The sequence below is a fragment of the uncultured Plantibacter sp. genome, assembly GCF_963518075.1.
Lineage (GTDB): Bacteria > Actinomycetota > Actinomycetes > Actinomycetales > Microbacteriaceae > Plantibacter > Plantibacter flavus_A.
The window spans coordinates 1-21368 of sequence record NZ_CAUQHZ010000019.1; the positions used below are offsets into that span (position 1 = coordinate 1).

General features: G+C 69.6%; 22 protein-coding genes. 10 read left to right on the plus strand and 12 right to left on the minus strand.

Annotation, left to right across the window (positions count from 1 at the left end; genetic code table 11):
- The 3 genes from RWN05_RS16560 to RWN05_RS16570 all read right to left on the minus strand — a co-directional run.
- Positions 1–328: hypothetical protein (locus tag RWN05_RS16560; RefSeq protein WP_314140354.1), on the minus strand; the 328-nt coding region annotated here is incomplete at its 3' end.
- Positions 316–885, minus strand: coding sequence for a hypothetical protein (locus tag RWN05_RS16565; RefSeq protein ID WP_314140356.1), 570 nt, complete (start codon positions 883–885; stop codon positions 316–318). The genes RWN05_RS16565 and RWN05_RS16560, both read right to left, overlap by 13 nt.
- Before the next feature lie 221 nt (positions 886–1106).
- The gene (locus RWN05_RS16570) at positions 1107–1697 is read right to left on the minus strand and encodes a TetR/AcrR family transcriptional regulator (RefSeq protein ID WP_064296406.1); all 591 of its coding nucleotides are present in this window, start codon (positions 1695–1697) and stop codon (positions 1107–1109) included.
- Between the two features lie 83 nt (positions 1698–1780).
- On the opposite strand from RWN05_RS16570, the gene RWN05_RS16575 reads away from it, so the two are divergent.
- The 3 genes from RWN05_RS16575 (at position 1781) to RWN05_RS16585 (ending at position 5132) form a co-directional block, all read left to right on the plus strand.
- A complete protein-coding gene (locus tag RWN05_RS16575; protein ID WP_314140357.1) occupies positions 1781–2488 on the plus strand; it encodes a TetR family transcriptional regulator in 708 nt (235 codons plus the stop codon).
- A gap of 32 nt (positions 2489–2520) precedes the next feature.
- Positions 2521–4185, plus strand: coding sequence for an MDR family MFS transporter (locus tag RWN05_RS16580; RefSeq protein WP_314140403.1), 1665 nt, complete (start codon positions 2521–2523; stop codon positions 4183–4185).
- A gap of 152 nt (positions 4186–4337) precedes the next feature.
- Positions 4338–5132, plus strand: a complete 795-nt coding sequence (locus RWN05_RS16585; RefSeq protein WP_314140359.1) for an SDR family NAD(P)-dependent oxidoreductase — start codon at positions 4338–4340, stop codon at positions 5130–5132.
- Between the two features lie 23 nt (positions 5133–5155).
- On the opposite strand, the gene RWN05_RS16590 is transcribed toward RWN05_RS16585, so the two are convergent.
- The 4 genes from RWN05_RS16590 to RWN05_RS16605 are packed head-to-tail and all read right to left on the minus strand — an operon-like array spanning position 5156 to position 7786.
- Positions 5156–5719, minus strand: a complete 564-nt coding sequence (locus tag RWN05_RS16590) for an SRPBCC family protein (protein WP_079003340.1) — start codon at positions 5717–5719, stop codon at positions 5156–5158.
- On the minus strand, positions 5716–6225 hold the full coding sequence (locus RWN05_RS16595) for a hypothetical protein (RefSeq protein WP_314140360.1): 510 nt from the start codon (positions 6223–6225) through the stop codon (positions 5716–5718). The genes RWN05_RS16590 and RWN05_RS16595 overlap by 4 nt, the downstream gene beginning before the upstream one ends.
- On the minus strand, positions 6222–7502 hold the full coding sequence (locus RWN05_RS16600) for a protein kinase domain-containing protein (RefSeq protein WP_314140362.1): 1281 nt from the start codon (positions 7500–7502) through the stop codon (positions 6222–6224). The genes RWN05_RS16595 and RWN05_RS16600 overlap by 4 nt, the downstream gene beginning before the upstream one ends.
- Positions 7503–7525: 23 nt before the next feature.
- Positions 7526–7786 carry a DUF6458 family protein gene (locus tag RWN05_RS16605; protein ID WP_064295666.1) on the minus strand — a complete coding sequence of 87 codons (261 nt, stop codon included), beginning with the start codon at positions 7784–7786 and terminating at the stop codon, positions 7526–7528.
- Between the two features lie 114 nt (positions 7787–7900).
- On the opposite strand from RWN05_RS16605, the gene RWN05_RS16610 reads away from it, so the two are divergent.
- A complete protein-coding gene (locus tag RWN05_RS16610) occupies positions 7901–8566 on the plus strand; it encodes an ArsR family transcriptional regulator (protein WP_314140364.1) in 666 nt (221 codons plus the stop codon).
- Positions 8567–8608: 42 nt separating this feature from the next.
- On the opposite strand, the gene RWN05_RS16615 is transcribed toward RWN05_RS16610, so the two are convergent.
- The gene (locus RWN05_RS16615; protein WP_314140366.1) at positions 8609–9283 is read right to left on the minus strand and encodes a M15 family metallopeptidase; all 675 of its coding nucleotides are present in this window, start codon (positions 9281–9283) and stop codon (positions 8609–8611) included.
- 197 nt (positions 9284–9480) lie between these two features.
- Here RWN05_RS16615 and RWN05_RS16620 point away from each other — a divergent pair, with 197 nt between their 5' ends.
- Complete coding sequence (locus tag RWN05_RS16620) at positions 9481–10206, plus strand: response regulator transcription factor (RefSeq protein ID WP_314140367.1); 726 nt, start codon at positions 9481–9483, stop codon at positions 10204–10206.
- On the plus strand, positions 10203–11357 hold the full coding sequence (locus RWN05_RS16625) for a HAMP domain-containing sensor histidine kinase (protein ID WP_314140369.1): 1155 nt from the start codon (positions 10203–10205) through the stop codon (positions 11355–11357). The genes RWN05_RS16620 and RWN05_RS16625 overlap by 4 nt, the downstream gene beginning before the upstream one ends.
- A gap of 79 nt (positions 11358–11436) precedes the next feature.
- On the opposite strand, the gene RWN05_RS16630 is transcribed toward RWN05_RS16625, so the two are convergent.
- From RWN05_RS16630 to RWN05_RS16640, 3 genes are all read right to left on the minus strand, one after another.
- Positions 11437–11889 carry a hypothetical protein gene (locus RWN05_RS16630; RefSeq protein ID WP_064295670.1) on the minus strand — a complete coding sequence of 151 codons (453 nt, stop codon included), beginning with the start codon at positions 11887–11889 and terminating at the stop codon, positions 11437–11439.
- 185 nt (positions 11890–12074) lie between these two features.
- Positions 12075–13142: a hypothetical protein gene (locus tag RWN05_RS16635; RefSeq protein ID WP_314140370.1), complete on the minus strand. Its 1068-nt coding sequence runs from the start codon at positions 13140–13142 to the stop codon at positions 12075–12077.
- A gap of 94 nt (positions 13143–13236) precedes the next feature.
- On the minus strand, positions 13237–13908 hold the full coding sequence (locus RWN05_RS16640; RefSeq protein ID WP_064295672.1) for a FadR/GntR family transcriptional regulator: 672 nt from the start codon (positions 13906–13908) through the stop codon (positions 13237–13239).
- Positions 13909–14188: 280 nt separating this feature from the next.
- Between RWN05_RS16640 and RWN05_RS16645 the strand changes: the two genes are divergently transcribed.
- From RWN05_RS16645 to RWN05_RS16660, 4 genes are read left to right on the plus strand one after another with little or no spacing between them, the layout of a single operon-like run.
- Positions 14189–15223: a sugar ABC transporter substrate-binding protein gene (locus tag RWN05_RS16645; protein ID WP_064295673.1), complete on the plus strand. Its 1035-nt coding sequence runs from the start codon at positions 14189–14191 to the stop codon at positions 15221–15223.
- Positions 15220–16854, plus strand: a complete 1635-nt coding sequence (locus RWN05_RS16650) for a sugar ABC transporter ATP-binding protein (protein ID WP_314140372.1) — start codon at positions 15220–15222, stop codon at positions 16852–16854. The genes RWN05_RS16645 and RWN05_RS16650 overlap by 4 nt, the downstream gene beginning before the upstream one ends.
- Positions 16851–17876 (plus strand): ABC transporter permease, encoded by a 1026-nt coding sequence (locus RWN05_RS16655; protein ID WP_314140374.1) that lies wholly within the window; start codon positions 16851–16853, stop codon positions 17874–17876. The genes RWN05_RS16650 and RWN05_RS16655 overlap by 4 nt, the downstream gene beginning before the upstream one ends.
- Entirely contained in the window at positions 17873–18964 is a 1092-nt protein-coding gene (locus RWN05_RS16660; protein ID WP_314140375.1) for an ABC transporter permease, read from the plus strand. The genes RWN05_RS16655 and RWN05_RS16660 overlap by 4 nt, the downstream gene beginning before the upstream one ends.
- 327 nt (positions 18965–19291) lie before the next feature.
- Here the strand turns inward: RWN05_RS16660 and RWN05_RS16665 are convergent, their stop codons facing one another.
- A complete protein-coding gene (locus RWN05_RS16665) occupies positions 19292–21283 on the minus strand; it encodes an aldo/keto reductase (RefSeq protein ID WP_314140377.1) in 1992 nt (663 codons plus the stop codon).
- Positions 21284–21368 lie beyond the last annotated feature (85 nt).

The window sequence follows — 21368 nt, forward strand, 5'->3', positions numbered from 1 at the left end:
AGGTGTAACACTCGTCCGGCCGCATGAGGCTGCAGACCGTCCGCTCACCGTTGGGACCGTCCGTCACCCCGGGTGGCAACACGGCCGAACCGCCGCCACCGCCGCCCCCTCCGCCCGTCCCGCCGCCGGAACCACGGCCTCCACCCGATCCGGGTTGCTCGATCGTGCCCCCGATGTCGACCGAACCGTTACCGATGTCGACGCAGCCGTTGCTCCATTGATTGTCATCACTGCAACCGCTAGCAACCGCCTGCTGCACAGGAGCAACGGCGAGCATCAGGGCGGCCAGCGCGAACACGGCCACCACGTTGATTTTCAGCTTGCGCATGCTTCACCCTCGTGCACTGCATCGTGTTCGATGAGAACAAAAGTGGCTTGGCCGGCCTCACCTGGGCCGATCTTCACCGACCAGGTCCGCGTTCGGGGGCGGTCGGGTGCAACGACTGAATTGCCGTTGCTATCGAGAACATCAACTGGAGTGAGATCCATGCACGCCGTTCCAACCGCAATCACCCCAGCGGCATCGGGCTGGGCATACCAATCCGAGACGGAGGTGGCGAGGAGAAGGGGTGCGCCCACGAGAGTCTTTCCCGCAGTAGCGAGTTCGATGAGGCTGCCGTGCTCGAACTCAGCCAACTCGTCTCCGACGATGACGTCGATTCGATCAACCTCGACGCCCCCTTCGACGAGGATCGTGTTCGAGATCCGCATGAACTCCTGATACGTCTCCGTCACTGCAGCCAGGGCCTGTTCCTCGTTCTCGAAGACCGGCGGAGTGCTCTTCGGAGGGGGTGCCGGCGCGGCTTCAGTGCACGCGGTGAGCGCGAGGAGCCCTATCGTGACAGCGAGTGCAGAGGCGGTTCGAGGCAGGGGGGTCGTTGGCATTCCTCGACGCTACGGCCGGTCGAGGAGGCCCTTCGGGTTATCCACAGAGCAGATATGCCTACACCGACATATGTCGCGAATGAGGCCTTCGCGTCAGCGCGGTGCGCTGACGCGAGCACACCCCGGGGGACGTGAGCGCGGGTCTCCGGAGGGGCGCGCCCACGTCAGTGGCCCGCGCTCGCGTCAGCGCACCGCGCCGGCGTCAGGCCCAGGCGACGGGGTCAGGCGCGGCCGAGCCACCAGGCGGGGGAGGCGGCGATGACCGTGCGGGCCGCCGCGTCGATGTCGTCGAGGTCACCGGATCGCAGCCACTCCTCGATCGCCGCGACGGTGCCGGCACCGGCGTAGGCCACGAGCATCCGGACGTGTCGCTCGGGCGTGATGCCGTCCTCGCGGGGTGGAGCGATGTGCGGGTGTCGGTCGAGGTGGTGCGCGAGCGCCTGCTCGATCCGCTCGGTGAGGGCATCGCGCAGGGGTCCGATGAGCCGGGGGTGCATGGCGTTGCGGTAGATCGTCGCGTGCTCGGCGACGTGACGCAGGAGGTCGCGCTCGGACTCGTCGAAGACGCTCAGCGTCGAGTCGCTGTGCGCCGGCAGATCGGCGTGCGCCCGGAGCGTCTCATCCAGTTCCTCGCCGAGCACGTCAGCGAGCAGGTGGACGGGCGTCGCGGCGTGACGGTAGAAGGTGTCGCGCGTGATACCCGCCACCCGGGACACCTCCGCCACGGTCACCTGATCGATGCGCTTCGCCGCCGCGAGGGTGTGGATCGCGTCGCGGAGGGCACTGCGGGTTCGTGCCTGACGAGGGTCCATGCGTTCACTCTAGTGAGGCCCGACTGGGCGCCTCATGCCGCAAGTTGCACCCCGGCTCGGAGAGTGCAATACTGCACTTCGTGATGCAGAGTGCAACTTCGACGAACCGGCTGTCCGACCGGATGGCTGCCACCGCTGCGCGCCTGACGACCGTTTCGCGTCGGCTCACGGCCACCCACGGGCTCAACGGCTTCACCATCGAGGAACTCTGCGAGGAGGTCGGCGTCTCGCGTCGCACCTTCTTCAACTACTTCCCGAGCAAGGAGGACGCCGTCCTCGGCGTCGACGAGACCGAGGAGACCGAGCGGTTCGCCACCGAGTTCCTCGCCCTCGGCTCGCGGGGGTGGCGCGCCGTGCTCGACGACTTCATGCTCATCGCGGCCGGTCATGCGGAGAGATCCGGGTTCGGTCTGGCCGAGCACGTCGACTTCCACGCCGCCCTCGAGCGCGAACCCAAGCTGCTGGTCCGCTTCATGGGCCTCAACCGTGAGCGCGAGCAACTGCTCGTCGAGCTCATCGCCACGCGGGAAGGCGTCCCGGCAGACGACCCGCGTGCCCGCGCCTGCGCCGACCTCTTCGGGATGGCGATCAAGACCACGATGACGCGCGTCTTCGGCAGCGGCGTCGCCGAGCTCGGCCAGAGCGGCGAGTTCGACATCGTCGGCTCCATCCGCGACTGCCTGGCGACCTATCGCACCATCCTCGAGCCCGACGACCCCGACGCCGGACCTCCCGCCGCCGCGCCCCAGAACCCCCACACGAACCCCACTCCCCGAAAGGACCTCCCGTGACCGCCGCCACCGCCGCACCCACCGAGGGCCCGATGCTGCTCACCAAGCGCCGCATCTGGATCATCTTCGCCGCCCTCATCGCGGGCATGCTGCTCTCCAGCCTCGACCAGACGATCGTCTCCACCGCCATGCCGACGATCGTCGGACAGCTGGGCGGCGTCGACCACCAGGTCTGGCTCACCACCGCCTACCTCCTGGCGACCACCATCGTCATGCCCGTGTACGGCAAGTTCGGCGACGTCCTCGGCCGTCGTCGGCTCTTCCTCGTCGCGATCGCCCTGTTCACGATCGCCTCCGTCGGCTGTGCGTTCGCGGGCGACTTCACGCAGCTCATCGTCTGGCGTGCCGTCCAGGGCCTCGGTGGCGGTGGCCTCATGATCCTGTCGCAGGCGATCATCGCCGACATCGTTCCCGCCTCCGAGCGCGGCAAGTACCTCGGCCCGCTCGGCGCGGTGTTCGGTCTCTCCGCCGTCGGTGGACCGCTTCTCGGTGGCTTCTTCGTCGACCACCTCACCTGGCAGTGGGCGTTCTACATCAACATCCCGGTCGGCATCGCGGCCTTCGCGATCGCGTTCTTCACGCTGAAGCTGCCGAACAAGAAGGCGACCGCGCCGATCGACCTCCTCGGCGTCATCTTCCTTTCGGCGTTCACCACCTGCCTCATCTTCTTCACCGACTTCGGTGGCGACGCCGCCCACGGTTGGGGCGCCATCGAGACGTGGATGTTCGGCATCGGCATGCTGCTCGCCGCGCTGCTCTTCGTCATCACCGAGGCACGCGCCAAGGATCCGATCATCCCGCTGTCGCTCTTCAAGAACCCGACGTTCATCAACGCGACCGCGATCGGCCTCACGCTCGGCCTCGGCATGTTCTCGGCGATCGGCTTCGTGCCGACCTTCCTCCAGATGTCGTCCGGCACCTCGGCAGCCGCATCGGGCCTCCTCATGATCCCGATGATGGTCGGCCTCATCGGTACCTCGATCGTCTCGGGGAACCTGATCACCAGGACCGGTCGCTACCGGATGTTCCCGGTCATCGGCACGCTCATCACCGCCGCCTCCATGGTCGCGTTCACGACGCTCACGGCGGACACCCCGATCTGGCTGATCTGCGTCTTCCTGTTCTTCTTCGGCGCCGGTCTCGGCCTGATCATGCAGGTCGTCGTGCTCGTCGCCCAGAACTCAGTGGACGCGTCGATGGTCGGAACCGCGACCAGCACGAACAACTACTTCCGCGAGGTCGGTGCGTCGCTCGGTGTCGCCGTGTTCGGCACGATCTTCACCACGCGGCTCACCGCGAACCTCAAGGACGTCTTCGCGAGTTCGGGAGCCAGTGCCGGGGACGCCTCCAACGCGGCGGCGACGATCGACCCGCAGACGCTCAGCCAGCTCCCGCCAGGCATCCGCGACGGTGTGGTCACCGCTTACGCCGACGCCCTCGCTCCGGTGTTCTGGTACCTCCTGCCGTTCATCGGCGCGGCCTTCCTGCTGTCGTTGTTCCTCAAGCAGATCCCGCTGTCCGACGTCGCCGGGCTGGTCGCCCGCGGTGAGGCCGTCGGCGGAGACGAGGCCGAGTCGCTCGAGGCTGCAGCGCGCGGCAAGGTGCCTGCCTCGACCACCGGGGCGCCCTCGCTCGACCGGACTTCGGGTGGCGACGGCGTCGGGCCGGACGCCGATCGCGAGCAGTCGCCGCGGTAGGCCTCAGCGCCACCTGACGCCGGCCCTGGGACACTTCGTCCCGGGGTCGGCGTCGTCATGCTGAGGGCCACCTGGAACTATCTGACACGTGACTGATAGATGCGTATGCTGGAGACGCTCGCCAGAGCCGGTGAGCAGAACGGAGTGGCATCATGTCGAATGCATCAATCCAGGGCCGGTTCGCCGGCAAGGTCGCGATCGTCACCGGGGGCGTGTCCGGCATCGGGGCGACGATCACCGAGCGGCTGGTCGCGGAGGGCGCCTCGGTGGTCGTCGCGGACATCAACGCCGAGCTGATCGCGAGCGCCACCGAGACCTTCGGTGAGCGCGTGTGGGGTCGGCGCACCGACGTCACAGACGAGGCGGACTTCTCCGCGCTGGTCGCCGAGACCGTCGAACGTTTCGGCACGCTCGACGCGCTCTTCAACGTCGCCGGTGGATCACGTGCCGGGACGATCACCGACATCTCCTTCGAGGACTGGGACTTCACGGTCCGGCTGAACCTCTACAGCGCCTTCAACGGCACGCGTCTCGCCGCCCGCCAGTTCCTCGCCGAGGGCAAGGCCGGCGCGATCGTCAACATCGCCTCCCTCAACTCGCTCGTTCCGATGCACTTCGGCGTCGGATACACGGCGGCGAAGGCCGGCGCGGTGATGCTCACGAAGCAGGCGGCACTCGAGCTCGGCGAGCACGGGATCCGCGTGAACGCGGTGTCACCGGGCCTCGTCGCGACGCCGTTGACGAAGTCGCTGACCGACATCCCCGGTGTGCAGGCCGCGTACGACGAGCGCATCCCGCTCCGTCGTGCCGCAGCCCCCGAGGAGATCGCCGCTGCCGCACTGTTCCTCGCGAGCGACGACGCCTCGTACATCTCGGGCGACAACCTCGTCGTGGACGGGGCCTGGCAGACCACCGGCTATCCGGACCTGCGGCCGTTCATGAGCTGATCGGTCGCGCTCGCGGCCGTCATCTACCCGCTCGGGGAGACGACCTTGACGCGGGAGTGGCCCGAGGGCCCTCCGGTGGACTCGATGTAGGTCTTGAACGCCTGGAGGGTCCCACGCACGACCCGCCCGGCGAGGCCGAGCGCGGCCGCGGTGCGTTCCATCGCGTTGACCGGCTTCCAGTGCACCGTGACGTCCACGCGGGTCTGCTGCTTGTCGATCGCCTCGAACGCGGCGTCGCCGCTGAACCAGACGTCGCCCTCGATGGTGCGCCAGACCAGGCGCTCCTCCGGGAGTTGCTCCAGAATCTCGGCGAGGAACTGACGCGAGAGCTTGCCGATCGCGACGGTCCAGCGACTGTAGACCTCGCCGGTCAGCTTCACCTCGCGCACAGCCGGCAAGAACTCCGGGTACGACTCGAAGTCGACCCACTGCTTGTAGACGGCCGCGATCGGCAGGTCGACGACGATGCTGTGCTGCACGGTCGAGACGCCGTCCTCCGCCGCCCGGGTCCGCTTCGTCGTCTCGTCGGTCTGGGGCTCGTTCGATCCGTCGTCGGGCCCGGCCGCGGTGCTTCCTCGTCGCTTCATTTATCCTTCTTGCCGTTGCCGTTGCCGTTGCCGTTGCCGTTGCCGTTGCCGTTGCCGTTGCCGTTGTCGCCGTTCTTCCCCTTGTCCCCATTCTTCCCGGAGTCGTCCCCGTTCCCGTCATCCGTCGGCGTCACCGGTTCGACGGGGGTGGCGGGATCGACCGAGCTGGGCTCGGCGGTCGGGGTCGGGGTCGGGGTGGGGGTGGCCGGTGTGAGATCGGCTCGCACCGCCGAGATGGCGGCTCGGATGGTCGTCGCGCGGGCCGCCGAGACAGCCCCGGACGCCTCCGCCTCAGCCAGCTTCGCTTCGAGTGCGTCGAGTGCGCTCAGTGCACCCGTCGTGTCGCCGGCGGCGGCCGCGTTCGCCACCCCGAGCACGCTGCTCTGCAACTGCTGACCGGTCGCGGGCTCGAGGTCGGCTGGCGCCCCGGCGCAACCGCTCAGCAGTGCGACGACGATGAGGGGTGTGGCGATCAACCCGAGTCCAGACCTCCGTCGGAGCGTCATGGCGTCACCTCCCGCATGAGTTCATCCAGATGCGTCGACAACGGCTCGGGCAGGGTGGGCAGCGTCGGGGCGGGCGGCTGCGCCTGGGACATGAGGATCCAGACGACCGCGACGGTGATCACCAGCAGCACGGCCGCGAGGATCAGCCAGCGTCGAAGGCGCCGCGGCTGGCGCATCGCGGCCTGGCGCCGTGCACCGCCGTCGAGACGTCGCTCCGAGCGGCGAGCGCCGTCGAGCACCGCGGTCGGGCCGGTCTCGGCGGGCGTGTCCGCCGTCGGCGCGAGCGGTGTCGTCGCCGTCAGGAGCCCCGTCGATCCCTCCGGTGCGGTGGCGGGCGGTGTCGCCGAGTCGAGCCGTTCGGTCGCAGCCGTGGGTTCCGGGTCTGCGGTCACCAGCGGTGCCGAGGTCGCGACGGTCGCATCCGCCGGGTCCAGCGCGGGATCCATGCCACGGACGGCCATCGCCACCTCGAGGGCGGTGGGGCGCTGGGCCGGTTCGGACGCGGTCATCGCGGTGAGGAGCGACTTCCACTGGTACCCGAGCTCGCCGGGGATCGTCGGCGGCGCGTTCAGCCGCGCCATGAGGGAATCGTGCGTGGTGGTCTGCGGGTAGGCGCGGCGACCGGTCAGTGCTTCGAGGAGCACGAGTCCCAACGCGTACACGTCGGCTGGCGTCGCCGGGTCCGCACCACGGACCAGCTCTGGGCTGAGATAGGCGACTGTGCCCATCAACCAGCCAGGCGCGGTCATCCGGGTGCTGTCGATGAGGTACGCGATGCCGAAGTCCGCAAGCTTCGCGCGATACTCCTGGTGGGGCAGGATCGTCGGTCGCAGCAACACGTTCGACGGCTTGATGTCGCGGTGGACGACCCGCGCCGCGTGCACGGTGTGGAGCGCCTCTGCGAGGTCGACGGCCATCGCGGCGACCTCGGACGGCGGAAGCGGCGACCGGGCGATGCGTTGGGACAGCGTCGGACCGTCGACGTGCTCCATGACGAGGTACGAACCGTCGCCGGCGACGACCCTGGCATCGAACAGGGTGACGAGGGCGGGGTGGTTCAGCGACGCCAGCAGGCGCGTCTCCGAAGTGGTCCTGGCGCCGTCGGTCGCATCGGTCGTGCCCGGGCGGAACAGCTTGACCGCCACCTTGCGCCCGAGCACCTCGTCGGTCGCCAGATGGACGGTCGCCATCCCGCCGGCACCGATCGGTCGCTCGAGTCGGTACCGACCATCCAGGAGCTCGCCGGTGCGAGGCGGCGCGGTAGCCGGGTCGGTCATGGCTGGCGCGGTCGGTCCGGTCGTCAGAGGACGGGGCCGTCGTTGTCGGTCGTGCTTCGGCGGGTGACGCGCTCGCCGCTACCGGGGTCGACGGCTGAGCGCGTGGTCGAGGAGACCTGTCGACGGCGGAGCACGAGCACGAGCGAGATGAGGAACACCACTGCGCCGGCGGCCATGAGGATGTACCCGATGAGCGTGAGGTCCACAGCGGGGACGTCGACGTTCACGGCGAAGGCGAGGATGGCGCCGATGACGATCAGGGCGATTCCGGTTCCGAGACCCATGAGTAGCTCCTCTTCTCGACGACCGTGAGTTCGAGCGGATCGCTCAAGGGATGTTCACGGACGACTCAGCCTATTATTGAGTCAATCACGGTTGAGTCAACGGGGGTTGTGTCGGTGGAGTCGCTGGCGGTAAGGGCGTCGAAGTTCGCCGCGCTCTCGGAGCCTGCGCGGCTGCGCATCGTCGATCTCCTGGCGCTCGGCGACCTCTCGCCGACCGAGATCCAGCTCGCCCTCGGGATGGGCTCGAACCTCGTCGCCCATCATCTGAACGTCCTGCAGCGGGCCGGGATCCTCTCGCGGTCGCGGTCAGAGTCCGACGGTCGCCGCAACTACGTGCGGCTCGTGCCCGGGGCGTTCGACCGGCTCGCGCCGGCGCCGATCCCCGCCCCGGCGCGGGTCGTCTTCGTCTGCACGGCGAACTCCGCGCGGTCGCAGATAGCGGAGGCGCTCTGGCAGGACCGCAGCTCCGTCCCCGTCGCATCGGCGGGTAGTCGGCCAGTGAGCGAGGTCAACCCGGGCGCCGTTCGGGCCGCGGCTCGCCACGGCGTCCGGATCCGTCCGAGGGTCCCACGCGCGACCTCGGAGGTCCTCCGGCACGGCGACTTCGTCATCACCGTGTGCAACCGGGCGCACGAGGAACTCGAGGGGAGGGACGACCTGCACTGGTCGATCCCCGACCCTGCCGCGCCCGCGACGGACGAGGCGTTCGACGAAGCGTTCCGGGACATCCGTCTGCGCGTCGACGAGTTCGTCAGTCGGCTGGCGCCGGCCGCCGGGTAGGAGCGGGACGCCCTGCGGTGGCAGCTGGTCGCGGCACCGACCTCATCCGGCGTCGGGCAGGAGTTCCGGGCACTCGCCGCCGGGGACGGTCGCCAACTCGAAGTGCCAGATCTCGTTCGCGTAGGTCTGGCAGAGGCCGTAGTCGGCGCCGTGCTCGATGAGCCAGTAGTCCGCGTCCGTCGCGCCGATGTCGACGGCCGCCCCGCGCGTGTGCGAGGAGCCGTCCGGCGTGGCGACGTACTGCCGGGCGGCCGACTCGCTGCCGTACTGGAGGATCGCCTCGTCGAGCAGGTGCTGCTGGTACGCCATGCTTCGCCAGCCGGAGCTCACGTACAGCGCGATGTCGTCCTGCGCCGCCGCGTCGGTCGCCTGCTGGACGGCCTCGAGGAGGTCCGCATCGAGGTTCGCGATGGCCGGGAGATCGGTGTCGTAGGCCGAGTAGCGGTTCTCGTCCAGCACGCCGTCGTCGGCCCCGAACGCGCCATCCGTCGTGGTCGCGGTTCCAGCATGCGCGTCTCCGGACGGGTGCTCGGCCAGTGCGGTGATCCCGCGGGTGATGGTCGGCGCGACGCCCGTGCACGCGACCAGGGCGATCGCGGCGGTGAGGGCGACGGCCGTGGCGGCGAGGATGACGACGGCTCGGTCGGAGCCTCTGCGGGCGACGGTGCTCCGTCGGCCCGGGCGCCGGTGCGGCTGCTGCTGGATGTCGTGCTGCATGGTTCCTCCTCGGTCGGTCGTCGGTGTTCGGCACGCGACGACCAGGCCCCCAGTCCAGCTCGACCGCGGTTGCGCGGGCGTCGGATGATCACCAGACGGTTCCGAAACACGGTGCCGCCTACGATCGACACGACGCCCATCGCGGGCGCCGGAGTGACGCCATCGACGCGTCGTCCGTCACGAACACCGGAGGTCCCATGCGTGTCCTGATCGCCGAGGACGAGCAGTACCTCGCCGAGAGCATCCTCGAGGGCCTGCAGCATGAGGGGCTCGCCGCGGACCTCGTGTTCGACGGCGACACCGCGCTCGAACGACTCGCCGTCAACGCCTACGACGTCGTCGTCCTCGACCGCGACCTCCCTGGCACGCACGGCGACGACGTGTGCCGCTGGATCATCGCCCAGGAGCTGCCCTGCCGGGTGCTCATGCTCACCGCGGCCGCCGACCTCGACGACAAGGAGAGCGGCTTCGAGATCGGCGCCGACGACTACCTGACCAAGCCGTTCGAGCTGCGTGAGCTCGTCCTCCGGCTCCGGTCGCTGGCGCGTCGACCCAAGGCGTCGCTCCCGCCCGTCCTCGAATACGCCGGTGTGCGGCTCGACCCGTTCCGCCGCGAGGTGTACCGCAACGGCCGGTACGTGCGCCTGGCGAAGAAGCAGTTCGCGGTGCTGGAGATCCTGCTTGCGGCCAAGGGCGGCGTCGTGAGTGCCGAAGAGCTCCTCGAGCGCGCCTGGGACGAGCACGCCGACCCGTTCACGAACGCGGTGCGGGTGACGATGTCCACGCTCCGGAAGGTGCTCGGCGAGCCGTGGATCATCCACACCGTGCCGGCCGTCGGCTACCGGGTCCTGCCGCCGGGTGAGGCTCCCGCCGAAGCGAGCGGTGCGGACATCGACGACGAGGACGACGAGGTGGGCGCATGACCGCCGCTCCGGCCGTCGGTGACGACGCCCGGCCGACGTGGATGACCGCTCGCGTCAAACTCACCGCGACCTATGCGGCCTTCACCGTCGTGACGGGACTCATCGCGCTCATCGTCATCAACGTGATCATCTGGCGGTTTCCCGACTACCCGCTCGCACTGGCGAGCGATCCGAGGCAGTTGTCCGGCATCACGCGCGGTGAGATCCGCGATTCGCTCATCAACTACTCGATGCTCGCGCTCCTCGCGATGGCCGTGATCGGCACCGGCGTCGGCTGGATCGTGGCCGGACGGGTGCTGCGGCCGCTGCGGGACCTCAACGCGGCCGTTCGCGCGGCGGCGGAGGGCTCGCTCGACCACCGCATCGCGATGACGGGTCGCCGCGACGAGTTCCGCGAGCTCGCCGACCGCTTCGACGACATGCTCGCACGCCTCGAGCAGTCGTTCCTGACGCAGAAACGGTTCGCGGCCAACGCCTCGCACGAACTGCGGACACCGCTCGCGACGATGAAGATGCTCATCGAGGTCGCCCAGGCCGACCCGGAGGGCCGTGACGTCGACCGAGCGTTGCGGCGGCTGCACGAGACGAACGAGCGGGGGATCGCGATCGTCGAGGCGCTCCTGCAGCTGAACCAGCTCGACCGCCGACCACTCGTCACCTCGCCCGTCGACTTGGCGGCGGCGGCCCGCGACGCGTCGCAGCTCATCTCGCCGGAGGCCGCGGACGCCGGGGTCACGATCTCGTCGACCGTCCGGAGCGCATCCGTGCGCGGTAACCGCGTGCTCCTCCAACAGCTGTTCACGAACCTGCTGTCGAACGCCGTGCGATACAACAGCGGCCCGGACGGGTGGGTTTCGGTGTGGGTCGGACCCGACCCGCAGGCGCCGGGACGCGCCGTCGTCGTGGTCAGCAACTCGGGGCCGCTGCTCGACGAGGCCGAGGTGGCGCGGTTCGTGGAGCCCTTCGACCGGCGGGACGCGCGGATGGCGCGGGCTGCCGGTCGCGATCGGGGGAACGGTCTCGGGCTGACCCTGGGTGCCCGCATCGTCGAGCTGCACGGTGGGTCGCTGCGGCTCGCACCGCTGCCGGCGGGCGGGCTCGAGGCGACGGTGCTGTTGCCGGCTCACGACGCCGACCAGGCCGGAGCCTGACCGCGGAACGAGGGAACCTGGAACGATGGAACGGCCGACCGATCACGGGATCGGTCGGCCGCTCAGGCTGGTGTGCCGGTCACTGCACGGCGCAGGCCCTGGCCTCATCGAACAGGTCCTCCGGCAGGTCCCACGCTCCGTTCGCATCGGGGTCCGGGACGTCGAACCCCTGGTCACGCAGGCACTGGGCGCGGAGCCGGAGCTCGTCGGAGATCTCAGCCTTGCTGGGCTGGTCGGGGTTCACCGGCGGCGGGCCGAGTTCATCGGCGCAGGCGTCGTAGGCCGTGTTCATCGCCTCGCCACCGTCGAGGGTGATCGCGGTACCGGGTTCCGGGTCCGGGACGTCGAACCCCTGGTCACGCAGGCAGCCGGCGAGGGAGATCGTGTAGTCGTCGAACGCCTCGGCGTACGAATCGGCGGTCGAGGGCGATGCACCACTCGACGGGGCCTCCGCGGATCCGGAGCAGGCGGTGAGCCCGAGCATGAGGGCGAGGACGGGGACGGCGAAGCCGATGGCTGTGGGTCGGCGCATGGGTGGTCCTTTCTGACGGGCGACCGGTGTCGGTCACCTGGCCATCCCATCAACCGGCCTGTTCCGTCCTCGTCTCCCGATCACCAGACGTTCCCAACACCCCACCCCTGCCCGCGAACTGTCACCAACAGCTCGTCGGGGCGGCCCGGACTGGCAGCACGTGACAGTTCGCGGGCAAGGGAGGGTCAGTTCATGCGTGTGACGATCCAGACGATCAGCGTTCCGACGACGAAGGCGACGGGGATCCACCTCCCGGATCGTCGCAACCTGCGGCCGGATGAAGCGACACCCGGCGGCGGGGTGAGCAGCCCGATCGCGGGTGGGCCGGCCTGAGCGCCGGGTGCAAGCGGGTGCTCCGGAGCTCCGGACGTCTGCGGCTGCAAGCGGTCGTCCCGCCACCGAGCCCACTGGTCCAACTTCGTCATCAGCGCGTCGACGATGCCGAACAGCCAGGCCCAGGTGTCGGGATCGAGGGTCGACACCTCCCGTTTCGTGTAGAGGAACAGCCAGTCGTCGATGATCTCCACGTCGAGCTCGGCGGCGTGGTCGATGAACCTCGCCATGATGTCCGGCGTGAACAGGTAGAGCGCGTCGCGTTCGTAGCCTTCGGGGCAGTAGAGCGTGAAGTGCCGGTCGAAGTCGCCTTCCAGGGAGAGTCGCTGGGCCCGTTGAAACGCTGCCGGGAGGTTCGAGCCGAACCCGTTGTTGCCGATCGCATCGAGCACGATGTTCGGCAGGGGGACGTCGAGCTTCACCGCGACGTATCCCCAGTGGTGGGTCGTCGAACTCTTCCCGTGACGGACCGTGTACCGGTAGTTGCCGAACTCCACGGCGCGGGGACGACCACCCCGCAGCACGTCGGTCGACTGCCGCGACGATCCGATCCCGAAGATCATGCCGGGGAACGGAGGGTAGCTGAGGTCTGCGGTGTAGGTCATCCCGTTGGCCGCGGCGAATCGGGAGAGGCGGAAGCGCTTGATGCGCCTCGTACGCCAGGAGAGGACTGCGAACACCGCGACGGCGGCGGCCGCGAGGAGCCCGATCCCGAGCAGCGGCGTCGGGCCGGAGCCGCCTCGAGAGGGCGAGGGCAGCGTTCCCAACAAGACGAACCCGGCGACGGTGACCACGACGATCGCCGCGAGCAGGCCGATGAACAGCCGGGCGGACGGCGCGCGATGGAACGAGGGCGCTTTCGCCATGGCGTCACGGTCGATGGGGTCGATGAGCGCGCGGGTGTCGATCGTGCCGTCCATCCCCTCACGCTACCTGCCCGCGAACTGTCACCAACGGCCAGTCCGAGCGGCCCGGACGAGCAGCACGTGACAGTTCACGGGCAGGGGGAGGGGACTACATCGAGCGGCGGAGCCAGCTTTCGACGCCGGAGACATGGACCGTCACAAGAGCACGGGTGAGTTCGGTGTCGCGCTTCTCGAGGGCGTCGACGATCGCGTGGTGCTCCTGCAGGGTGCGGGCGACGGCCTTCTCCTCGGTGAGGCCGCGCCAGATGCGGGCCCGGACCGTCTTGCTGCCGAGGGCGGCGAGCAGACTCGCGAGGTAGGCGTTGCCACTCAGCTCGATCACGCGGGCGTGGAACTGCAGGTCGTGCGCGACGAGGTCCTCGACCGTCGTGGACTCGTCGACCTCGTCGACCATGCTGCGCAGCTCGGCGATCCGCTCGTCGTCGAGGTGCTGGATCGCCATCACCGACGCGGAGGGTTCGAGGATGCGGCGCACCTCGAACATCTCGATGAGGGAGGCGTCGGCGTGCATGTCGATGACGAACGACATCGCCTCGTGCAACAGACTCGGCTCCAGCGTCGTGACGTAGGTGCCGTCGCCGCGACGGACGTCGAGCACGCGGATGAGCTCCAACGCCTTCACCGCCTCGCGGAGGGAGCTGCGGGAGAGTCCCAGGGTCTCGCTGAGCTCCTTCTCCGGAGGGAGGCGCTGACCGGGGGTGAGGTCGCCGGCGACGATCATCGCCTGGATCCGCGCGATCGCCTCGTCCGTGACTGCCATGCGACCCCCTGCTCGAGCGAGACGGTCACGTGGAACACCGCCTCGCGCCATGATACATCCGACGTTTCCGCGGGCCGCGCCCCGACCTGCCTCCACGCACCGCCGACACCGGGCACCTTGTGTTACGTCAGGTTGAGCGCCCTCTCGCGGCCCGTCCGATCACTCCCTACTGTTGCTGCAACCCGACGTCCCGGTGCGCCCCGACCGCACCGACAGCGGACGCCGGCACGCCCCACCACCCCCTGCACCGTCCCGCACCCCACCGTCATCTGGAGTCCCCATGCGTCGTCGATCGCGCCTCGCGCTGTCTCTTGTCACCCTGGCCGTCGTGGCCGGCCTCGCCACCGGCTGTTCCCTCAAGCAGTCCTCGTCCAGCGAGTCGACGAGCGGCGCCGCTGCCAGCTCCGCCGCCTCCGACGTCGACGTCCCCTCGCTCGAGGGCAAGACCGTCGGCGTCGCCGCCAAGGACGTCGTCCGAGACTTCGGCCGCCTCACCTACCAGGGCGTGCAGGACCGCCTGGAGGAGCTCGGCGCCAAGGTCGTCGCCACCCAGGCCGACGCACAGGACGACAAGCACCTGGCCAACGTCGAGAACCTCGTCTCGCAGAAGGTCGACGCGATCGTCGTCATCCTCGGCGACGCGACCACCCTCGCCCCGGCGTTGCAGCAGGCGAAGGACGCCGGTATCCCGGTCTTCACGATCGACCACGCCAGCGAGAACTCGGTGAACAACATCGGTTCGGACAACTGGCAGATCGGCTCCACCCTCGCCCGCACGCTCGCCGAGGACATCGGCGGGAAGGGCAAGGTGCTCGTCTTCAACGGCTTCTACGACGTCACCCCCTGCCAGATCCGTTACGACGAGTTCAAGCTCGTGCTGAAGAACTACCCGAACATCGAGATCATCGAGCCCGAGCTGCAGGACATCTACGAGGGCACCATCGAGGACGCCAAGCAGAAGACGAACGACGCGCTCACCCGCTACCCCAAGGGCGAGATCTCGGCCGTGTGGTCGTGCTGGGACCTCCCCGCGATCGGAGCCTCGCAGGCCATCGACGCGGCGGGCCGCGATGAGATCAAGGTCTACGGCGTCGACGCCGAGCCCGGAGCGCTCGACCTGATCCAGGACCCCGACTCGGTGTACCAGTTCACGGTCGCGCAGCAGCCGACCCTGTTCGGGACGACGAGCGCGAACAACGTCGCCCTGTACCTCGGTGGCAAGCAGGACGAGGTACCGCTGAGCACCTACCTCGACGCCGTGTTCATCGACAAGGCGAACGTCGCCGACGAGCGCAAGCGACTCGGCCTGGAATGACGCACGACACCTCGATCGACGGTCAGACCGCCCAGCGCTCGCTGGGCGGTCTGACCGGTGCCGCCACGACCGAAGCCTCAGCTCCCGCCGTGAGCATGCGTGGCATCGCGAAGGACTTCGGCGGCGTCCGGGTGCTGGACGACGTCGACCTCGAGGTGCACCCCGGCGAGGTCGTCGCACTCGTCGGCGAGAACGGCGCGGGCAAGTCGACACTCATCAAGATCCTCACCGGCCTCTACACGGCGAGCGAGGGCACCATCGAGATCGACGGCGAACCGGTCGTCATCCGCAACCCGGGTGACGCCGAACGCCTCGGTGTCCGCGTCATCCACCAGGACCGCCACCTGGCCGGTCGACTCACGGTCGCGGAGCAGCTCTTCCTCGGCTCGCGCACCGCGTTCCTCACCGGCCGGCAGCTCGACCGCCGCGCCGAGCGGGAGCTGCTCGACCTCGTCGGGCTCGACGTACCGGGCAAGACCCTCGTCGACGAGCTGAGCGTCGCCGAGCAGCAACTCCTGCAGCTCGCGATCGCGACGATCACGCGCCCACGGGTCCTCGTGCTCGACGAACCCACCGCGCCGCTCGCCGCCGGCGACGTCGAGCGACTGTTCCGCACCGTCCGGACCCTGCAGAGCCAGGGCGTCGCCGTCATCTACATCTCGCACTACCTGCAGGAGGTGCGCGACATCGCGTCCCGCGTCGTCGTGCTCCGCAACGGTGAGCGCGTCGGTGCCCTCGACCTCGCCGATCCCGAGGCGACCCTCGACGCCATCGTCCAGCTCATGGTGGGGCGGAGCGTCGAGGAGTTCGGCGACCGCGAACGGATCGTCGCCGACGCCGGCGCCGAACCGGCGCTCGCGATCGACGGACTGACGGTCCCCGAACGCCTGCACGGCGTCTCGATCGCCGTCCGTCCGGGCGAGATCGTGGGCGTCACGGGCCTCGTCGGCTCGGGCCTCGAGGAGCTGGCCGACGCGGTCACCGGCTTGCGTGCGCACGGCGGAACCGTGCGGCTCGGCCGGGCGACGATCCGCTCGCCGCGCGCCTTCGTCCGGGCGGGCGGGGCGTACGTCCCGGCGAACCGCCACCGCGACGGCATCCTGAACCGTCAGTCCGTCCGCGAGAACCTCACGCTCGCCGCGCTCGACCGCATCACCGGGCTCGGCGGGATCCTGCGGGGTCGACGCGAGCGGGAGATCGCCGCAGACCTCGTCACGAGACTCGACGTCCGGCCCGCGAACGACACCGCGGTGGCCGGGAGCCTCTCCGGCGGCAACCAGCAGAAGGTCGTGCTCGGTCGGTGGCTCGCGGCCGGGTCGACCGTGTTCGTGCTCGACCAGCCGACCTCCGGCGTCGACATCGGGTCGCGTCAGCAGATCTACGCGGAGATCGACGCGCTCGTCGCGCAGGGCGCCGGCGTCCTGCTCGTGAGCGTCGACCTCGAGGAACTGATCGGGCTCGCCGACCGCGTCCTCGTGCTGTACCGCGGGACGATCCGGACCGAGCTGCCCCGATCGCAGGCGACCGCCGACACGATCCTCGCCTGGTCGACGGGCGCCGCCTCGTCGTCCGCCGACGCCTCGACCGGCTCCGAGACCGAGCCGTCACCCACCCGAGGAGCCTCCGCATGACCGCCCTCTCCGCTCCACCCGTCGTCCCCGGCCAGGCGCCGTCGGCCGCGGCCGAGTCCACGACGAAGCGTCGTCCGGTCTCCCGGTTGGGACTCATCGGCTACGCGATCGTCGTCATCGAGGTCGTCGTCTTCGCGGTCGCCTCGCCCGGCTTCCTCGACCCGGCCAACCTCGCGACGATCCTCACCCAGTCCGCGGTCTACGCGATCGCGGCCTTCGGCCTGTCCATCGTCGTCGTCACGGGTGGTGAGGACGTCGTCCGCGGCGGCATCGACCTCTCCATCGGCGCCGTCCTCGGCTTCTCCGGCGCGCTCGTCGCGGTGCTCCTGCAGGCCGAGCTCGGTCTGCCGCTCGCGCTGCTCATCGGGCTCGGAGCCACGGCGGTCATCGGGCTCGTGAACGGTCTCGTCGTCGTCGCCGGGATCCGCCCGCTCCTCGTCACCCTCGCGATGATGAGCATCGTCACGAGTCTCACGATCGTCATCACGAACAACGTCAAGGTGCCCGTCTCCGACGCCGGGCTGGTCTGGTTGCGGGGCGGACATGTCGTCGGTGTCCCTGCCGCGGTCGTCGTGCTGCTCGTCGTCTTCGCGGTCGCCGCCTTCGCCACCGGGCGGACCAGCTGGGGCGTGAAGAACGCCGCGGTCGGGCAGAACCCGACGGCCGCGCGGGTGGCCGGGATCGACGTCAACCGCCACATCGTCGTCAGCTACGTCCTCGCGGCGGTCCTCGCGGGGATCGCTGGCGTCCTCATGACCAGTCGGTTGTCCGCTGCCCTGCCGGGGATCGGCGAGCAGTCGCTCATCGACATCCTCCTCGCGACATTCCTGTCCATCGCGTTCTCCCGTCGGCTGGTCGTCACGATCACGGGGACCCTGTTCAGTGCCGTGTTCGTCGCGATCCTCACCAACGGCTTCAGTCAGCTCGGCGTCCCGAGCCAGTGGATCGGCATCACCAAGGGTGTGCTGATCCTGCTGGTCCTCGCGGTCGCCGCGATCCGCGAACGGAGCGTCAAGCGATGAGTGTCGACACGCGCACGCAATCCTGCGCCACCACCGGCGTCTCCGTCCCGAACGCCGGATCGGCTGGACCGGGAGGCGGTGATGACCAGCGTCCCGGCGGCCCGCTCTCGAGGCTGACGGTCCGTGGCCTCGGTGCCGCGGTCCCGCAGGCGCTCGCCCCCGCCGTGCTGGCGGTGTTGCTCATCGTGTTCGCGGTGCTGTCGCCGTCGTTCCTGACCGCCGACAACCTGCTCGGGGTGCTCAACCAGAACGCGCTGCTCCTCCTCGCGGCCGTCGCGATGACGGTCGTCGTCCGCGCCGGTGGAATCGACCTCTCGATCGGTGTCGCCATCGACCTCGCGGCGCTCACCGCGTCGGCGCTCCTGGCCGACGACTACGTGGCATGGGTGGCGATCGTCGGTGGTCTGGTCGTCGGTCTGCTCGTCGGGGCCGTGAACGCGTTCCTCATCGTGGTGCTCCGCATCCGACCGTTCCTCGCGACGCTGAGCGTCTGGTTCATCGGTGGTGGCGTGCAGCAGGTCGCGACCGACGGCGGGTCGCCCATCTATCTGTCGCGGAGCAGCGTGCCGGACGAGTTCGCGTGGTTGGGTGCCGGCACCGTGCTCGGCGTCGCCGCACCGATCGTCGTCGCCGTGCTCGTGCTGATCATCGTCTGGGCTGCGCTCGAACGGAGTCGCTGGGGTCGGGTGCTGACCGCGGCGGGGGAGCAGCCGACGGCGACCCGGATCTCCGGGCGGTTGGCTGGGACGTCGATGGCGACGGCGTTCATCTTCGCCGCCGGGATCGCGGCCATCGCCGGGCTGATCCTGGCCTCGCGGAGCCAGGGCTTCGTCGCCAACAGCGGCCAGCTCTACGTGCTCGACTCCATCGGGGCGGTGTTCATCGGGACGACGCTGAGTCGGACCGGGCGGCCGAACCTCTTCGGGACGCTCGTCGGTGTGCTCATCTTCGCGCTGCTGACGAACGGGATGAACCTCATCGGGCTGTCCTTCTACTGGCAGGGCCTCGCCCGTGGTGTCGTCCTGATCCTGATCCTGCTCCTCGGCGTCCTCCTGGCGCGCGACCGGTCCCGCAAACCCCTCACGTGACGCCCACCCGACCCTCGCTGTAGTGGTGTGGTTGCGCCAGCGCGGTGCGCTGACGCGAGCGCACCCCATAGGCGTGAGCGCGGGTCTCTGGAGACCCGCGCTCACGCACATGACCCGCGGCGAGGCCCAGCGCACCGCGCTGGCATCGGGTCCCCCTGAGCGGGCCTCACCCCGCGCTCGGACCAGCGCGGTGCGCTGACGCGAGGAGGAGCGACTCGGCGTGGGCGCGCCCCACACGCGTGAGCGCGGGTCTCTGGAGACCCGCGCTCACGCCCATGCCCCGCGGTGACGTCAGCGCACCGCGCTGGCATCACCCGAAGGGACGGATCAGACTCGGAGGTCGAGCCAGGCGACCTGCTCTGGGGTCAGCTTCAGGGACAGGGCGTCGGTCGACGAACGCGTCTCCTCGATGGACCGCGGCCCGATGAGGGCGAAGGTCGGGAAGTCCTGCGCCAGCACGTAGGCCAGGGCGATCGCGGTCGGCGCGACACCCAGCTCGGTGCCGAGCTGACGGGCACGGGCCAAGCGCTCGAAGTTGTCGTCGCTGTAGTAGCAGCGCACGAGATCCGGGTCCGACAGATCCTCGGGTTCGGCACGCCCGGTGAAGAAGCCGCGCGCCTGCGACGACCACGGCAGCAGCGGCGTCTTCGTCTCCTCGAGCCACGCGCGGCTCGTCGGGTCCGTCACCTCCACGCACCCGGCCCACGGTACGTCGAGTGCGCGGGCGAGACCGAAGTGGTTGCTCAGCGCCGCGAAGCCCCGCTTCCCGTTCGCCGCCGCATAGGCGTTCGCCGCCTCGAACCGCTCGATCGACCAGTTGGAGCCACCGAACGCACGGATTCGACCGGCCTCGGCGTGCTCGTTCAGCACGTCGACGAACTCGCCCACCGGCACCTCGACGTTGTCGCGGTGCATCAGGTACAGGTCGAGGTGGTCGGTGCCCAGCCGGTCGAGGCTCTCGAACAGCTGACGCGAGATCGACTCCGGGTCGCAGAACGGCGTGTGCGCACCCTTGCCGATCACCACGACGTCGTCCCGGAGGCCACGGTTGACGAGCCAGCGTCCGAGCAGCTGCTCCTGCAGGCCGTCGCCGTACAGCCAGGCCGTGTCGAAGGCGTTGCCGCCGCGCTCGAAGAAGTCGTCGAACATCGCCGACGCGTGCGACAGGGTCTGCTGGTTGTCGACACCCATCACGAGCCGGGAGATGTCGTGGTCGATGCCCGCGATGCGGCCGGTCGGCATCGGGAGTTCGGCGCGCACGGCGAGCGGCCGGCCGGAACCGGTCGGGATGTCGGTGTCGATCGACTCGAACGGGTACTCGAGGCCGACCGCCTCGCGCCAGCGGTCGAGGGTCGCCGCGTTGCCGAGCGAGTCCGCCCAGCGCATCTGCGGTGCCTGACCGGCCTCGGCGAACGCAGCGACCGCGTCGGCCTGGATCGCGTACTGCGGCGCCCCGGGGATGTGGATCGACTCCGTGCCCGAGATGGTGCGGACCTCGATCGTCGACCCGTCCTCGACCGACGGCAACCACGGGTCGGACACGATGATCTGGCCCGTCGAACCCGTGACGACGACGCGGTTGTCGTCCTGCATGCGCACGCCGCTCGTGACGTGCGCCGTGATGCCTGACGGGAACACGAGCGACGCGCTGGCCCACTCGTCGACGCCGGTCGAGCCGATGGTGCCGTTCCCGGTGACCTCCGTCGGGTCGGCGAACGGTGCACCCACGGCGGCACCGGCGACGAGCCTCGCGATGGAGACCGGGTAGCCACCGACGTCGAGGATCCCGCCGCCCGCCAGCTCCGGGTTCATGAGTCGGTGCTCGGCCGGGAGGTCCGCGGCGAACGCGAACGACGCCTCGATGTGCTCGACCTCGCCGACGGCCCCGGACGACACGAGTTCGACGAGCTTGGCGGTCTGCGGGTGGAAGCGGTACATGAACGCCTCGGCGAGGTACACGCCGGCACGACGGGTGGCCTCGATCGCGAGCATCGCACCGGCGCGGTTGACCGAGAGCGGCTTCTCGCTGACGATGTGCTTGCCCGCTTCCGCCGCTTCGATCACCAGCCGGACGTGTTCCGTGTGCGGGGTCGCGATGTAGACCGCGTCGACGCCGGGGTCGGCCAGCAACTCGGCGACGGAGCCGTACCCGCGGACGGGAGCCGTGCCGTCCCCGAAGCGCTCGCCGAACTCCTCGGCACGCGACGCGTCACGACTGGCGACGGCGGCGAGTCGACCGGTGCGACTCGCGTGCAGCTCGGTCGCGAACCGTTCGGCGATCGTTCCGGGTCCGATGATGCCCCAGGCGACGTGTTCCATATGGTGGTGCTCCTCAACGTTGATCGGCGGTGCGATGGTCTGTGGTGAACGTCTCCGTGAACGTTCACGGTGTGAGCGTATCAGT